The 14,800-nt window shown below is 65.4% G+C and carries 18 protein-coding genes; 13 read left to right on the top strand and 5 right to left on the bottom strand.

Annotation, left to right across the window (positions count from 1 at the left end; all coding sequences use genetic code 11):
* Position 1: 1 nt before the first annotated feature.
* Positions 2-976 (top strand): Bug family tripartite tricarboxylate transporter substrate binding protein, encoded by a 975-nt coding sequence (locus AC2EBS_RS13495; RefSeq protein WP_484729143.1) that lies wholly within the window; start codon positions 2-4, stop codon positions 974-976.
* Between the two features lie 174 nt (positions 977-1,150).
* On the opposite strand, the gene trmL is transcribed toward AC2EBS_RS13495, so the two are convergent.
* Together trmL and AC2EBS_RS13485 are read right to left on the bottom strand one after the other, a co-directional pair.
* Positions 1,151-1,621: a tRNA (uridine(34)/cytosine(34)/5-carboxymethylaminomethyluridine(34)-2'-O)-methyltransferase TrmL gene (gene trmL / locus AC2EBS_RS13490; protein WP_484728936.1), complete on the bottom strand. Its 471-nt coding sequence runs from the start codon at positions 1,619-1,621 to the stop codon at positions 1,151-1,153.
* 9 nt (positions 1,622-1,630) lie between these two features.
* Positions 1,631-2,185, bottom strand: coding sequence for a ComF family protein (locus AC2EBS_RS13485; protein ID WP_484728935.1), 555 nt, complete (start codon positions 2,183-2,185; stop codon positions 1,631-1,633).
* A 241-nt stretch (positions 2,186-2,426) separates the two neighbouring features.
* On the opposite strand from AC2EBS_RS13485, the gene AC2EBS_RS13480 reads away from it, so the two are divergent.
* The 7 genes from AC2EBS_RS13480 to AC2EBS_RS13450 all read left to right on the top strand — a co-directional run bounded on the left by AC2EBS_RS13480 (position 2,427) and on the right by AC2EBS_RS13450 (position 8,497).
* On the top strand, positions 2,427-3,347 hold the full coding sequence (locus tag AC2EBS_RS13480; protein WP_484728934.1) for a biotin synthase: 921 nt from the start codon (positions 2,427-2,429) through the stop codon (positions 3,345-3,347).
* A gap of 386 nt (positions 3,348-3,733) precedes the next feature.
* The gene (gene coxB, locus AC2EBS_RS13475; RefSeq protein ID WP_484729142.1) at positions 3,734-4,864 is read left to right on the top strand and encodes a cytochrome c oxidase subunit II; all 1,131 of its coding nucleotides are present in this window, start codon (positions 3,734-3,736) and stop codon (positions 4,862-4,864) included.
* 35 nt (positions 4,865-4,899) lie between these two features.
* Positions 4,900-6,531, top strand: a complete 1,632-nt coding sequence (ctaD, locus tag AC2EBS_RS13470) for a cytochrome c oxidase subunit I (RefSeq protein ID WP_484728933.1) — start codon at positions 4,900-4,902, stop codon at positions 6,529-6,531.
* Between the two features lie 14 nt (positions 6,532-6,545).
* Positions 6,546-6,659, top strand: a complete 114-nt coding sequence (locus AC2EBS_RS13465) for a cytochrome oxidase small assembly protein (RefSeq protein ID WP_484728932.1) — start codon at positions 6,546-6,548, stop codon at positions 6,657-6,659.
* A gap of 28 nt (positions 6,660-6,687) precedes the next feature.
* Positions 6,688-7,305 carry a cytochrome c oxidase assembly protein gene (locus tag AC2EBS_RS13460; RefSeq protein ID WP_484728931.1) on the top strand — a complete coding sequence of 206 codons (618 nt, stop codon included), beginning with the start codon at positions 6,688-6,690 and terminating at the stop codon, positions 7,303-7,305.
* A gap of 14 nt (positions 7,306-7,319) precedes the next feature.
* Entirely contained in the window at positions 7,320-7,553 is a 234-nt protein-coding gene (locus tag AC2EBS_RS13455; RefSeq protein WP_484728930.1) for a DUF2970 domain-containing protein, read from the top strand.
* A 59-nt stretch (positions 7,554-7,612) separates the two neighbouring features.
* A complete protein-coding gene (locus AC2EBS_RS13450) occupies positions 7,613-8,497 on the top strand; it encodes a cytochrome c oxidase subunit 3 (RefSeq protein ID WP_484728929.1) in 885 nt (294 codons plus the stop codon).
* 81 nt (positions 8,498-8,578) lie between these two features.
* Here the strand turns inward: AC2EBS_RS13450 and AC2EBS_RS13445 are convergent, their stop codons facing one another.
* On the bottom strand, positions 8,579-8,797 hold the full coding sequence (locus AC2EBS_RS13445) for a DUF2909 domain-containing protein (RefSeq protein WP_484728928.1): 219 nt from the start codon (positions 8,795-8,797) through the stop codon (positions 8,579-8,581).
* A gap of 30 nt (positions 8,798-8,827) precedes the next feature.
* On the opposite strand from AC2EBS_RS13445, the gene AC2EBS_RS13440 reads away from it, so the two are divergent.
* Genes AC2EBS_RS13440 through AC2EBS_RS13420 form a run of 5 tightly spaced genes read left to right on the top strand, consistent with a single transcriptional unit; the run spans position 8,828 to position 12,970 of the window.
* Positions 8,828-9,574 carry an SURF1 family protein gene (locus AC2EBS_RS13440; protein WP_484728927.1) on the top strand — a complete coding sequence of 249 codons (747 nt, stop codon included), beginning with the start codon at positions 8,828-8,830 and terminating at the stop codon, positions 9,572-9,574.
* A gap of 10 nt (positions 9,575-9,584) precedes the next feature.
* Entirely contained in the window at positions 9,585-10,232 is a 648-nt protein-coding gene (locus AC2EBS_RS13435) for an SCO family protein (RefSeq protein ID WP_484728926.1), read from the top strand.
* Positions 10,233-10,246: 14 nt separating this feature from the next.
* A complete protein-coding gene (locus AC2EBS_RS13430; protein WP_484728925.1) occupies positions 10,247-11,377 on the top strand; it encodes a COX15/CtaA family protein in 1,131 nt (376 codons plus the stop codon).
* 17 nt (positions 11,378-11,394) lie between these two features.
* Positions 11,395-12,339: a heme o synthase gene (gene cyoE / locus AC2EBS_RS13425; protein WP_484728924.1), complete on the top strand. Its 945-nt coding sequence runs from the start codon at positions 11,395-11,397 to the stop codon at positions 12,337-12,339.
* Between the two features lie 4 nt (positions 12,340-12,343).
* Positions 12,344-12,970 (top strand): SCO family protein, encoded by a 627-nt coding sequence (locus AC2EBS_RS13420; RefSeq protein ID WP_484728923.1) that lies wholly within the window; start codon positions 12,344-12,346, stop codon positions 12,968-12,970.
* A 158-nt stretch (positions 12,971-13,128) separates the two neighbouring features.
* Here AC2EBS_RS13420 and rpoH read toward each other — a convergent pair whose 3' ends face one another.
* Complete coding sequence (gene rpoH / locus AC2EBS_RS13415) at positions 13,129-14,046, bottom strand: RNA polymerase sigma factor RpoH (protein WP_484728922.1); 918 nt, start codon at positions 14,044-14,046, stop codon at positions 13,129-13,131.
* A 176-nt stretch (positions 14,047-14,222) separates the two neighbouring features.
* Positions 14,223-14,729, bottom strand: a complete 507-nt coding sequence (locus AC2EBS_RS13410; RefSeq protein WP_484728921.1) for a chemotaxis protein CheW — start codon at positions 14,727-14,729, stop codon at positions 14,223-14,225.
* Positions 14,730-14,800: the final 71 nt, after the last annotated feature.

Here is a 14,800-nt window from a genome sequence, read left to right as displayed (position 1 = left end):
GCTGCTGCATCGTCGTCAGATCCTGCAGGCCGGCGTCGCCGGCCTGGCAAGCGCGAGCCTGCCTGCGCTGGCGCTGAGCTGGCCGGCGCGGACCATCAAGCTTGTCGTGCCATTCCCCAGCGGCTCCTCGCCCGACATCATCGCGCGTGCGATCGCCGAGCCGCTGGCGCAAGCGCTGGGCCAGGCCATCGTGGTGGACAACCGTCCGGGCGCCGGCGGCAACATCGGCACGGCTGCCGTCGCCAAGGCCGAACCCGATGGCTACACGCTGCTCTTCACCATCCAGGGGCCGCTGGTCACCGCGCCGCTGCTCTCGCGCAAGCTGCCCTATGACCCCTTCAAGGATCTGCAGCCGATCAGCCTGGTGGCAACCTCGCCCAATGTGCTGGTCGTCGATCCGAAGCTCGGCGCCAACACGCTGGCCGACTTCGTGCGCATCGCCAAGGAGAAGAAGGGCGAGCTGAACTACGGCAGTGTCGGCAACGGCAGTGCGGCGCGTCTGGCGATGGAGTCGTTCAAGTCGCGCGCCGGCATCGCGCTGACGCATGTGCCGTATCAAGGCTTCCCGCAGGTGGTCAATGCCATCCTCGCCGGCCAGGTGCAGGCCGGCTTCATGGTGCCGGCGATCGCGATGGGCCAGGTGCGCGCCGGCAAGCTCAAGGCGCTGGGCGTGACCAGCCTGGGGCGCATCGCCGCGCTGCCCGAGCTGGCGCCGCTGGCCGAGCAGGGCTATGCGGGCTTCGAGGCCATCTCCTGGCAGGCCGTGCTCGCACCGGCAGGCACGCCGCCGGCCATCGTGCAGCGCCTGTCGACCGAGTTGGTGCGCATCATCAAGAGCGACGAGGTGCGCGGCAAGCTGCTCAGCCAGTACTTCAGCGCCGCGGCGACCACGCCCGAGGGGCTGGCCTCGTTGATGAGGAGCGAGCGCGAGCGCTGGGGGCGCATGATCAAGGCCGCCGGCGTGCAGCCGGAGTAGTTAAGTCCACCCCCTACGCGCTTCGCGCGCCAAGGCGCGGAGGCCTTGGCCGTCGCCAGGCATGAACAGTCCTCAGGACTGTTCATGTCCGGGCAAGGCCCCCTCGAGGGGGCGATGCCGGCCGCCCGGCGGAGCCTGATCGGCGGCATCCGCTGGATCTGGATGCGGCGCTGCCTAGACTGATCCCTCGTAGCCGTTCTGGCGCCAGGCCTCGAACACGGCCACCGCGACGGCATTGCTGAGATTGAGGCTGCGCTGCTCGGGGCGCATCGGCAGTCGCACGCGCTGCGATGCCGGGAAGCCGTCGCGCAGCGCCGGTGGCAGGCCGGCGCTCTCGCTACCGAAGATCAGCCAGTCGCCGCTGCGCCATTCGACCTGCTGGAACGGCTGGCTGCCGCGGGTCGTGAAGGCGAACAGTCGCGCGGGGTCAGGTCTTGCCGTGTCGAGGAACTGCTGCCAATTGGCATGGCGCTGCACCCGCGCGTATTCGTGATAGTCCAGGCCGGCGCGCTGCAGCAGGCGGTCTTCCATCGAGAAGCCCAGCGGTTCGATCAGGTGCAGCGCGCAGCCGGTGTTGGCTGCCAGGCGGATGACGTTGCCGGTGTTCGGCGGGATTTCTGGGTGGACGAGGACGATGTTGAACATGGGGGCGAATCAATTCAGGCTGTCGGGCGTGCGTGCCAGCACCCAGGCGTCGACCCGGGCGGCGCCGGCGTGCAGCACGGTGCGCGCCAGTTCATGCAGGGTGGCGCCGGTGGTCATCACGTCGTCGAGCAGCACGACATGCCGGCCGCGCAGTGCGGCGATATGACGTGGATCGACCGCAAAGGCTGCACGCACATTGGCCGCGCGGGCATCAGGCGCAAGCTGCAACTGATGATCGGTATTGCGCACGCGCGCAAGCATAGCGGGCGCGCTGGGGATGCCTCGCATGCGCGCCAGCCCTCGTGCGAGCTCCCAGCTCTGGTTGTAGCCGCGCTCTCGCAGGCGTTCGGCCGAGAGCGGCACTGGCAACAGCCAATCCGGTGCGTCAGCTGCCGCGGCGTCGAGCGCCTCGTCCATCCGCCTCACCAATAGCGGACCGAGTTCGACCGCCTGGGTGAACTTGAAGCGCTGCAGCAGGGTGTCCCACGGGAAGGCATAGTCCAGCGCTGCGATGCAGCGCGACAGCGGCGGCGGGGTCCGCAGGCAGCCGCCGCAGCGCGGCATCGTCTCGAGCCGCGTACCCGGCGGCAGACGCAGGGCGCAGGTCCAGCAGCGAGGCACCGGCTGCGCCCAGCGTTGCACGCAGGCGTCGCAGAGTCTTCCTGTTGTCCAGTCGTGGCAGACGGCACATTGCCCCGGCAAGCCTTGGGTCAGGTGCGCAGCGCGCCGCAGGCCGGTGCGCAACCCGTCGGGTATTCGGGCGGGCAGGCGCAGGCGCTTCATCGGCTCAATATACTGCCGGCCCATGTCCGAGACCGATTCCGTCGCCGCACGCCGACCCGAACGGCTGCAGGTCGACGCGGTGGCGCTGCAGCGCCAGTTGCGCCGCTTGGCGGCCGCCGCCGAAGCGCCTTGGCTGCATGTCGAGATTGCTCGGCGCATGGCCGAGCGTCTACCCATCATCAAGCTTCAGCCAGAGCGCGTACTGCAATGGTCTGCGTTCCTGGGTGCCAGCGATGCGGAACTGCGTCGCAACTATCCGCTGGCGCATATGAGCCTGGTCGAGCCGGTCGAGGCGCTACGGGCGCGCAGCGTCGCGACGGGTCGTCGTGCGCCGGGCTTGATGAATCTGCTGCGGCGCCGCGAGGCTGGCGTGCCGGTCTGGCTGCCTACCGAGGTGCCGGAGCAGGGCGCGCAACTGCTGTGGTCCAACATGTACCTGCATCTGAGTCCGGACCCGCAGGCGCTGATTCGACGCTGGCATCGCGCCTTGCAGGTGGACGGCTTTGTGATGTTCTCCTGCCTGGGGCCGGACAGCCTGCGCGAGCTGCGCGAGTTGCATGCGGCGATGGGCTTCGGTGCAGCGGGTCCGGAATGGATAGACATGCACGACATCGGCGATATGTTGGTGGAGACGGGCTTTGCCGACCCGGTGATGGATCAGGAGCGCCTGAGCCTGACCTGGCGCGAACCCGAGCGGCTGCTTGCCGATCTGCAGGCGCTGGGAGGCAATCTTGCGGTGGCGCGCTTCGCGGGTCTGCGCACACCACGCTGGCGTGTGCGCTATCTGCAGGCGCTGGAGCGCCTTAGGGGGGCGGATGGCCTGCTGCGGCTGACGCTGGAGGTGGCCTACGGCCATGCCTTCAAGCCTCTGCCGCGCGCCAAGATCGAGGCGGAAACTCGCATCAGCGTGGAGCAGATGAAGGCCCTGGTGCGCAAGCGCTAAATAATCCGCCAAGCGCAACCGCGCAAGGGCGGTGCGCAGGGATGCACAAAGGCGACAACAGCCTTATAAGCCTAGGCTAAACTACGCGACCGATTGGCCTCGGTACTTGGAAACCTAGGCAGTGCAAGCTTAAGGCATCTACGGGTTAACCAGCTTGCGCAATATCAATGAAGGCTGGTTGGAAGTGGGTTGGCTACAGGCCCGTGCCCCCAAGCTTGCGACGCGGTCTGTCGCGGCCGTTGGGGCCATGCATGCGCGAGGTTGATGCCGAAGACGCTGGAGCTTCGGCATGAGCCTCATGGAAAGAATCTGAAACTGAAGTGACGACCATGATGACGATGAACGCACGAGTGCATCAGCTGGCTCGCGGGGTCGGCCGCAGCGCGATGGCGCTGGGTGCTGCGCTGGCGACCCAGGCGGCCTTGGCGGTGAACGATCTGCCGGGCGGTCCGGCGGTCAATCAGCTCAATCTGCATCCCCCGGTGACCAAGATTGCCGCGGACCAGATGTGGCTGCACTACATGATGCTGGCCATCTGCGTGGCCATCTTCGTCGTGGTGTTCGGCGTGATGTTCTATTCGATCATCAAGCATCGCAAGTCCAAGGGCGCGGTGCCGGCGACCTTCCACGAGAGCATGAAGGTCGAGGTTGCCTGGACGGTCGTGCCTTTCATCATCGTCATCCTGATGGCCTTGCCCGCGACCAAGGTGGTGGTGGCGATGAAGGACACCACCAATGCCGATCTGACCATCAAGGCCACCGGCTACCAGTGGAAGTGGGGTTACGACTACCTGAAGGGCGAGGGCGAGGGGATCGGCTTCCTGTCCACGCTCGATCCGGCCCATCGCGTGGCGTCCGACTCCGGCAAGCCTGGCTCCATCGATGACTACCTGCTCAAGGTGGACAACCCGCTGGTGGTGCCGGTGAACAAGAAGGTGCGCATCATCACCACCGCCAATGACGTGATCCATGCCTGGATGGTGCCGGCCTTCGGCGTTAAGCAGGATGCGATCCCCGGCTTCGTGCGCGACACCTGGTTCAAGGCCGAGAAGGAGGGCGACTACTACGGTCAGTGCGCCGAGCTTTGCGGCAAGGAGCACGCCTACATGCCCATCCACGTCAAGGTGGTGAGTGCCGAGGCCTACAGCGCCTGGGTGGCCGGCGAGCAGAAGAAGCTCGCCGCCAAGGCCGACGACCCCAGCAAGGAGTGGAAGCTCGAGGAGTTGGTCGCCCGCGGCGAGAAGGTCTACAACGCCAACTGCGCTGCTTGCCACCGTGCCGATGGCAAGGGTGCCGGCCCGATCAAGGCGGTCGACGGCTCGGCCATGGTGCTCGATGCCGACAAGTCCAAGCAGATTGCCATCCTGCTCAACGGCGCGGCCAATGGCGCGATGCCGGCCTGGAAGCAGCTGAGCGACACCGAGATCGCTGCGGTCATCACCTACACCAAGAACAGCTGGTCGAACAAGACCGGCCAGGTGGTGCAGCCCGCCGAGATCGTGGCTGCGCGCAAGTGACAGGCCATTCGAACGTCTAAAGAGGAATCATCAAGATGAGTGCAGTGCTCGACCACCACGGTCATGACGTTCATGGCCATGCGCACGACGATCACCACCATGCGCCGACCGGCTGGCGGCGCTGGGTGTTCGCCACCAATCACAAGGACATCGGTACGCTGTACCTGCTGTTCGCCTTCACGATGCTGATGATCGGCGGCGTGCTCGCGCTGCTGATCCGCGCCGAGCTGTTCCAGCCCGGCCTGCAGTACGTGAATCCGGAGCTGTTCAACCAGCTCACCACCATGCACGGCCTGATCATGGTGTTCGGCGCGATCATGCCGGCCTTCGTGGGCTTCGCGAACTGGATGATCCCGCTGCAGATCGGTGCGTCGGACATGGCCTTCGCGCGCATGAACAACTTCAGCTTCTGGCTGATGATCCCTGCGGCCATCATGCTGGTGGCCTCGTTCTTCATGCCCGGCGGCGCGCCTGCTGCCGGCTGGACGCTGTATGCGCCGCTGACGCTGCAGATGGGTCCGTCGATGGATGCCGGCATCTTCGCGATGCACATCCTGGGCGCCTCGTCCATCATGGGTTCGATCAACATCATCGTCACCATCCTGAACATGCGCGCTCCGGGCATGACGCTGATGAAGATGCCGATGTTCGCCTGGACCTGGCTGATCACCGCCTACCTGCTGATCGCGGTGATGCCGGTGCTGGCCGGTGCGATCACGATGACGCTGACCGATCGCCACTTCGGCACCAGCTTCTTCAACCCCGCCGGCGGCGGTGACCCGATCATGTACCAGCACATCTTCTGGTTCTTCGGTCACCCCGAGGTCTACATCATGATCCTGCCGGCCTTCGGCATCATCAGCCAGATCGTGCCGGCCTTTGCGCGCAAGAAGCTGTTCGGCTACGAGTCGATGGTCTACGCGACTGCATCGATCGCCATTCTGTCCTTCATCGTCTGGGCGCACCACATGTTTGCGACCGGCATGCCGGTGACGGGCCAGCTGTTCTTCATGTACGCCACCATGCTGATCGCGGTGCCGACCGGCGTGAAGATCTTCAACTGGCTGGCCACGATGTGGCGTGGTTCGATGACCTTCGAGACCCCGATGCTGTGGGCCGTGGGCTTCATCTTCGTGTTCACGATGGGCGGCTTCACCGGCCTGATCCTGGCTGTGGCACCGATCGACATTCAGGTCCAGGACACCTACTACGTGGTGGCGCACTTCCACTACGTGCTGGTGGCGGGCTCGCTGTACGCGCTGTATGCCGGCGTGTACTACTGGGGCCCGAAGTGGGCCGGCGTGATGATCTCGGAGACGCGCGGCAAGATCCACTTCTGGGGCTCGCTGATCTTCTTCAACATCACCTTCTTCCCGATGCACTTCCTGGGCTTGGCGGGCATGCCGCGCCGCTATGCCGACTACCCGATGCAGTTCGCCGACTTCAACGCGATCGCCTCGGTGGGTGCCTTCGGCTTTGGTCTGATGCAGGTGTATTTCTTCTTCTTCATCGCGCTCCCGCTGATGCGCGGCAAGGGTGAGAAGGCTCCGCAGAAGCCTTGGGAAGCGGCCGAGGGCCTGGAATGGGAAGTGCCGTCGCCGGCCCCCTTCCACACCTTCGAGACGCCGCCCAAGCTGGATGCCACCGCCACCAAGGTGATCGGCTGAGAAGCGAGCAGCAGATGACGACGCCCGAGCAACGCAAGAGCAATGTGCGCCTGGCGCTGATCCTGGCCTCGATAGCAGCGATCTTCGCGATCGGCTTCGTTGCCAAGATCGCCTTGCTCGGCGCCTGAGCCTCACCGCCGATCTGGAGCGAGCAGTATGAGCAGTGGAACGCCATGGAGCTTGGCAGCCGCGCTGCGCCGGGACAACCTGGCGCTGCTTGGCAAGCTCGTTGTCGTGGTTTCGTTGATGTTCGGTTTCGCCTATTCGCTGGTGCCGCTCTACAACGCAATCTGCAACGCCTTGGGCATCAACGTGCTGTCGCTTTCCGAGCGCCAGCATGTGGTGCGCGCCGAGGACGTAAAGAACCGGCAGATCGACTACAGCCGCAAGATCACCGTCGAGTTCGACGCCAACGCCCGCGGGCCCTGGCGTTTCAAGCCAGCGCAGAACCATGTCGAGGTTCATCCCGGCGAACTCGCGACGGTGATGTACGAGTTCGAGAACGTGCAACCTCGGGTGATGGCTGCGCAGGCCATTCCCAGCTACGCACCGAAGCAGGCGACGGCGCACTTCAACAAGCTCGAGTGCTTCTGCTTCAACGAGTACACGCTGCAGCCCGGCGAGAAGAAGAGCTGGCCGGTGGTCTTCATCGTCGATCCCAAGCTGCCCAAGGACGTCAAGACCATCACGCTCTCGTACACCTTCTTCGAGGTGGCCGGCAAGGGTCAGCAGCAAGCGGCAGCGCCGCAGGTGCAGAGCGAGGCCAGGCTGTGAGCGGCGATCAGCGCATGGGCGATGACCTCCGCGCGGCAGTGTCGCGGCCGGTGTCCTTCGTCCAGACCGCCAAGGCCATCGCATGGGCCTTTTTCGGCGTGAGGCGCGGTGCCGACTACGAGAAAGATGTGGCCAAGCTGAACCCGGTGCATGTGATCATCGCCGGGCTGATCGGAGCCGCGCTATTCGTGCTGTGCCTTGTCGCGCTGGTCAACTGGGTGACCAGCGGCAGCGTCGGCGCGCAATGATTGATTGATGCAACATAGATTCAGCAGGACTGAAGCCTTTTAGTTCGAGGAGAAAAAAGATGTCGGCAGCGACTCCACACGGTACGGCCCCGTACTACTTTGTTCCCGGACCCTCGCGGCATCCGGTGATGGCCTCGTTCGGCCTGTTCTTCGTCATCCTCGGCGCCGGTCAGTGGGTGAATGGCCACGATTGGGGCAAGTACTCGCTGCTCTTCGGCCTGCTGTGGTGGGCGGTGGTGCTGAAGCAATGGTTCGCCGACGCCATCCGTGAGAGTGAGGGCGGCCTCTACAGCGACCGCATCGACGTCTCCTTCCGCTGGAGCATGAGCTGGTTCATCTTCTCGGAGGTGATGTTCTTTGCGGCCTTCTTCGGTGCGTTGTACTGGGCGCGGGTGTTCTCGGTGCCTATGCTGGGCAACCCCGAGCATGCGCTGCTGTGGCCCGAGTTCAAGGCCTTGTGGCCCAGCGTGGCTGCCGGTGCGACGGCTTCGCCAGCCGGCACGGTGGAACCGTTCAAGACCATGGGTCCCTGGCCGCTGCCGACGATCAATACCGCGCTGCTGCTGACCTCGGGCGTCACGCTGACCATCGCTCACCACGCGCTGATCGCTGGAAACCGCAGCAAGACCATCGCCTTCATGTGGATGACAGTGCTGCTGGGTTTGGTCTTCCTGTTCGTGCAAGGCTATGAATACGCCCACGCCTACAAGGACCTGAACCTGAAGCTCACCTCGGGCATCTTTGGCTCGACCTTCTTCATGCTCACCGGCTTCCACGGCTTCCACGTGTTTGTCGGCATGCTGATGCTGCTGTTCATCACGCTGCGCCTGCAGAAGGGTCACTTCACCAAGGATCGCCACTTCGGCTTCGAAGGCGCAGCTTGGTACTGGCACTTCGTCGACGTCGTCTGGCTGGGCCTGTACATCGTCGTCTACTGGATGTAAGCGCGCCGCCTGAGGGCTCGCCTGAAAAGCAAAGCGCCGCGGGATCGCGGCGCTTTTTTTCGTTTCGTTCGCTGTCTGCGGTCAGCGACCCATGGGAACGCCGGTGGGCTGTATCCAGCCCAGCTTGTAGGCCAGCAGGATGAACAGGAAAAGTGCGATCGATACGCCGACACGCACAGCCAGCGCGCGCGCCATGTTTGGCCCACGCTGGGTGCTATTGCCGTTCTTCAGCATGAAGCGGCCGGCGACGGCCAGGGCGGCGACGATGCAGACCAGCGCGATGACGATGACATATTTCATGGCTGTCGATTATTCCACTCGGGGGAGTGCATGAGCCCACGGTGGCGTGCGCGCCTGCTGCTTGTCGCTGCGCTGGTCGGGCTCGTGGCGACTGCCCGGCTGGGCTGGTGGCAGTTGGACAGGGCTGCGCAGAAAACAGCAATGCGAGAGGCCAGCGAGGCGCGCGACCGGCTGCCGTCACTGGGCGCCGATGCGCTGGCCGTTGCCGAAGGTGCGCTGACGACGCAATTGGAGCGTGCGGTGACCTTGCGCGGCCGCTGGCTCAGCGAGCGCACGATCTATCTGGACAACCGGCCCTTGCAGGGCCGCTTCGGCTTCATCGTCGTGACGCCACTGCAGCTCGAGGGCAGGGACGCTGCCGTGCTGGTGCAGCGCGGCTGGGTGCCGCGCGACATGGCGGAGCGCACCCGGCTGCCGCGGCTCGACGACGTGCGTGACATCGTGCAGATCAAGGGCCGCATTGCCGCCTCTCCCAGTCGGGTCTACGAGATCGGCGAGGCGGGCACCGGGCCGATCCGGCAGAATCTCGACCGCGACGCTTACGCGCGCGAGACCGGGCTGAAGCTGCTGGCGCCAACCATCGTCCAGCTGGCACCGGCCGAGCTCGACGGTCAGGTGCTGGCCGACGGTCTTTCCCGCGACTGGCCGGCCCCTGACCTGGGCCTGCAGAAACACTACGGCTACGCTTTCCAATGGTTCGCGCTCAGCGCGCTGATCGTCATCCTCTATGTCTGGTTCCAAATCGTCCGACCCCGCCGCCGGCGCCCCAGTGCGTGATCCGATGGAGATGACCGTGCACAGCATGCCCGACCCGGAGGCGGCTGCGGCGCAGCAGCGCACCCGCGCCGGCCGCTTGCGCATGCTGCTGGTCATCGCGGCATGCGCTGCGCCCGTCATCGCGTCCTACTTCAGCTTCTACGTGCTCAAGCTGCGCGGCGATGCGTATAGCGACCTGATCACGCCCACCGTGGAGATCCCCGCGGCCCTTTCATTGCAGGACCTCGATGGCAAGCCCGTCGCTCCCGAAGCGCTGAAAGGCCAGTGGCTGCTGACGCTGGTGCAGGACACCGCCTGCACGGCCGAATGCGAGGGGCGCCTGTACATGCAGCGGCAGCTGCGTGCGATGCTCGGCAAGGAGCGTGACAAGGTCGACAAGCTGCTGCTGTTGCCCGACGGCGAGGCGATGCGGCCGGAGCTGCGTCAGGTGTTGACGCAGCAGGGTGTGCCGGTCACCGTGCTGCGTGCGCCGCGCGAGCAGATCGAGGCGTGGCTCAAGCCGGCCAGCGGCCATAGCCTGGACGAACACCTGTATGTCATCGATCCGATGGGCCGCTGGATGATGCGCACACCCGTGCAGCCCGATCCGGCCAAGCTCAAGCGCGATCTCGATCGCCTGCTGCGCGCCAGCTCGAGCTGGGACCGGGCCGGGCGTTGAGTGGAGCGATGCCGATGAGCGGATTCGACTTCAGCCCCTTGCTCCAGCTCCTGCTGGCAGCCGCGCTACTCGGCGTGCTGCCGCTGGCCTGGGCCTGGCGCCGCGGCCGTGGCGCAAGTCCGCGGGAGCGCCTGCGTCTGATCGTGGTGCTGACGCTGACCTTGACCTTCGAGCTGATCCTCGTTGGTGCCTTCACGCGTCTGACCGACTCGGGCCTGGGTTGCCCGGACTGGCCAGGTTGCTACGGCAGCGCTTCGCCGATCGGCGCGCGCAGCGAGATCCACGCCGCGCAGACCGCGATGCCTACCGGTCCCGTAACCCATACCAAGGCCTGGATCGAGATGCTGCACCGCTACTTCGCCAGTGCAGTGGGTTTCCTCATCCTGGTGACCGCGGTACTGCACACGCGCTGGCGGCGCGAGCCGGGCATGCCCTCGCCGCTGTGGTCCTGGCTGGCGCTGGTCTGGGTTGTGGTGCAGGGGCTGTTCGGCGCGCTGACGGTGACGATGAAGCTCTTCCCGGCCATCGTCACCCTGCATCTGGTGCTGGCACTCGGCCTGCTGATGCTGTTGGGCTGGCAGTCGCAACGCCTGGGTGAGCTGCGGCTGCCGCTGAGCCGCGGGCTGTACCTGGGAGGCTGGGCGGTGGTCGGTCTCGCGCTGCTGCAGGTGGCCCTGGGCGGCTGGGTCAGCACCAACTATGCGGTGCTGGCCTGCAGCGATTTCCCCACCTGCCAGGGACAGTGGTGGCCGCCTATGGATTTCGAGCATGGCTTTGCACTCTGGCGCGAGCTGGGCGAGGGCCGCGACGGCGGCTGGCTGCCCTTTGCTGCGCTGACGGCCATTCACATGACGCATCGCATTGGCGCGCTGGTCGTCTTTGCCGCGCTGGGGCTGTTCGCCTGGCGGCTTTGGGCCAGCGGCGACGTGCAGGCGCGTCGCTGGGCGGGCCGCCTGGTCGCGGTCGCGCTGTGGCAGCTGCTGAGCGGTCTGAGCAACGTGGTGCTGGACTGGCCGCTACTGGCCGCCTTGGCGCATACCGGCGGCGCCGCCATGCTGCTGGCGCTGCTCAGCGTGATGCTGGCCCGCGTCCGCCAGCCGCAAGCGCAGGTGCTGCCAGCGCAGGCGCTGGCCCGGGCAGCCTGAGCACTAGGATTCGCGAGATGGCTTCTTCTACCTCTTCCTCCTCTTCAGGCGCGGCCGTTGGCGCGGTGACGCCGGCGCCGGGATCACGCTGGCAGCAGTTCTACGCACTGACCAAGCCGCGCGTGGTGCAGCTGATCGTCTTCTGCGCGGTGATCGGCATGGCCCTTGCCGTGCCAGGGCTGCCGTCTGGGCGCGAGCTGGGTGTCGCGTTCGCGGCGACGGTCGGTATCTGGCTGGTTGCCGGTGCCGCGGCCGCCTTCAACTGCCTGATCGAGCAGCAGATCGACGCGAAAATGAGGCGCACCGCCTGGCGGCCGACGGCCAAGGGCGAACTCAGTCGCGCGCAGACGCTGAGCTTCTCTGCAGCCCTCTGCGGCCTGGGCATGCTCATCCTCTATGTCTGGGTCAATCCGCTGACCATGTGGCTGACTTTCGCCACCTTCGTCGGCTACGCAGTGATCTACACCGTGGTGCTCAAGCCGCTGACGCCGCAGAACATCGTCATCGGAGGCGCTTCGGGTGCAATGCCTCCGGTGCTGGGTTGGGCCGCGTTGCGCGGTGAGGTCGGGCCCGAATCGCTGTTGCTGTGCCTGATCATCTTCCTGTGGACGCCGCCCCACTTCTGGGCGCTGGCGCTCTACCGCACCGAGGACTATCGCAAGGCTGGCCTGCCGATGCTGCCCGTGACGCATGGCTCCGAGTTCACGCGGCTGCAGATCGTGCTCTACACCTGGGTGCTGTTCGCGGCGACGCTGCTGCCCTTCCTGATCGAGATGAGCGGCTGGATCTATCTGTTCAGCGCGGTGGTGCTTGGCCTGGGCTTCTGCGCCTATGCTTGGCGGCTGTGGCGCGAGTACTCTGACGATCTGGCGCGCAAGACTTTCCGGTTCTCCATCCTGCATCTGTCGCTGCTTTTCGCGGCGCTGCTGTTGGACCATTACCTGATGCCCTGGCTGGGCTGAGCTCATGATGACGACACCCCTGAACCGCCGCCTGCTTCTGATCTCGGCACTGTCCGCCGCCACCGCCGGACTTGCTGCTTGCGACAAGCTGGGACTGGGTGGCGCGGCGAAGCCGGGCTTCAAGGGCATAGATCTCACCGGTGCAGACTACGCGCGTGAGTTCCAGCTGACCGACCAGCATGGCCAGACCCGCACGCTGGGCGACTTCCGCGGCAAGGTGTTGGTGATTTTCTTCGGCTTCACGCAGTGCCCCGATGTCTGCCCGACCACGCTGGCGGAGCTGGCCGCAGTCAAGAAGGCGCTCGGCCCGGATGGGGAGCAGGTGCAGGGCATCTTCATCACCGTCGATCCCGAGCGCGACACGCCCGATCTGCTCAAGGCCTATCTGGCCAATTTCGATCCCAGCTTCGTGGCGTTGCGCGGCACGGCCGATCAGACCAAGGCCGTGGCCAAGGAGTTCAAGGTCTTCTACAGCAAGGTGCCGGGCAAGACCGAAGGCAGCTACACCATAGACCACACGGCAGCGAGCTATCTGTTCGACCGCCAGGGGCGCGTGCGCGTGTTTTCGCGCTACGGCTCGGGTGCGCAGGTGCTGGCCGATGATCTGAAGCTGCTGCTGGCCGAGAAGTAGCATCACCGCCTGCCGGCTTCGCCGGCGCCCTCAAGGGGGCGCGCCCACAGAGCGGGCGGAGCTGGATCCTCGGACGCCGCTCGATCAGCAGGTGCCATCGGCGTGGACAACAAAAAGCCCCGGCGTGCCGGGGCTTTGTTCTTGCGGCTTGGGCGGTATCAGGCCGCTTCGGCCAGTGCCTTGCGCATCTTCTTCATCGCCGCTGCCTCGATCTGGCGGATCCGTTCGGCGCTGACGCCGTATTCGGCTGCCAGTTCGTGCAAGGTCATGCCGCCCGAGCTGTCGTCGTTCACCTTGAGCCAGCGCTCCTCGACGATGCGGCGGCTGCGTTCGTCCAGCACGGCCAGTGCCGTCTGGATGCCGTCACCGGCCAGATGGTCGCGCTTGCGCGCTTCCAGCACACGCGTCGGCTCATGGCTGTCGTCGGCCAGATAGGCGATGGGCGCGAAGCTCTCGCCCTCGTCATCACCTGGCGCCTCCAGCGCCACGTCGCCGCCGGACAGGCGCGTCTCCATCTCCAGCACTTCCTCGCGCTTCACGTTTAGCGTGCGGGCGACCTGCTCGACCTCTGCCTCGGACAGCGTGCTGCGATAGGCCTGATCGTCCAGAACGTCTTCCTTCATGCTGTGCTTCATCGAGCGCAGATTGAAGAAGAGCTTGCGCTGCGCCTTCGTGGTGGCGACCTTGACCATGCGCCAGTTGCGCAGGATGTACTCGTGGATCTCGGCCTTGATCCAATGCATCGCATAGCTGACCAGACGCACGCCCTGCTCGGGGTCGAAACGCTTTACCGCTTTCATCAGGCCGACATTGCCTTCCTGAATCAGGTCGCCCTGAGGCAGTCCATAGCCCAGGTACTGGCGCGAGATCGACACCACCAGACGCAGATGCGACAGCACCAGTCTGCCGGCCGCCTCGAGGTCGCCACTCGTGCGCAGTCGGCGCGCGAAGCTCAGCTCCTCCTCCGGCGTGAGCATGGGCATGCGATTCACGGCGGAGATGTAGGCGTCCAGATTCCCCAGCGAGGGCAGCAAGGCCCAGGGATCGCGGACGGCCAGTGCGGTTTGTGCGGTCATTGGTCAACCTCCTGTTGCCAGCGCATGGATTGCGCCAACATTTGAATATTAGCACTCTATGCTCTGGAGTGCTAAGTCTCAACAAGTGCGCGGAGGCTTAGGATTTTCGAGGCATGGAAGGTGAGTGGTCGCCAACATAGAAAGTCGGCGGCCTAGCGGGCGACCTCTGAGCCCGCTCAATCCATGATGCCGAAATCAGGGCTCGAGACCATGCCCTCGATGTCCAGCAGGATCAGCATTCGTTCACCGACCTTGCCCAGCCCGGTGACAAAGCGGGTGTCGATCGCCGCGCCGATCTCTGGCGGCGGCTTGATGTCGCCTGCCGCCATCTCCAGCACGTCGGAGACCGAGTCCACGACGATGCCGACCACCCGGTTGCAGACGTTCAGCACGATGACCACGGTGAAGCTGTTGTAGCCGCTCTCGCAGCCCAGGCGCAGACGCAGGTCGACGATGGGCACGATCACACCGCGCAGATTCACCACGCCCTTGACGAAGGCGGGGGCGTTGGCAATGCGCGTAGGCTGTTCGTAGGAACGGATCTCCTGAACCTTCAGGATGTCGATGCCGTACTCTTCGGCGCCGACGCGGAAGGTCAGGAACTGACGGGCGGCCGGCGGGGCGTCCACAGGCGCCAGGGCATTGGCGGCAGGGGCGATGGGGGCAAGTTCGGTAGAGCTCATGGTCAACGTCGGGACAACTGCAGGGACCTCGGCCACGGCGCTTCGGGGCACAGCGGGCCGGCACGCATATT

The organism is Roseateles sp. T103 (assembly GCF_057219915.1).
Note: the sequence above shows the minus strand (reverse complement) of the source record. Positions and strands in the feature narration are given on the sequence as shown.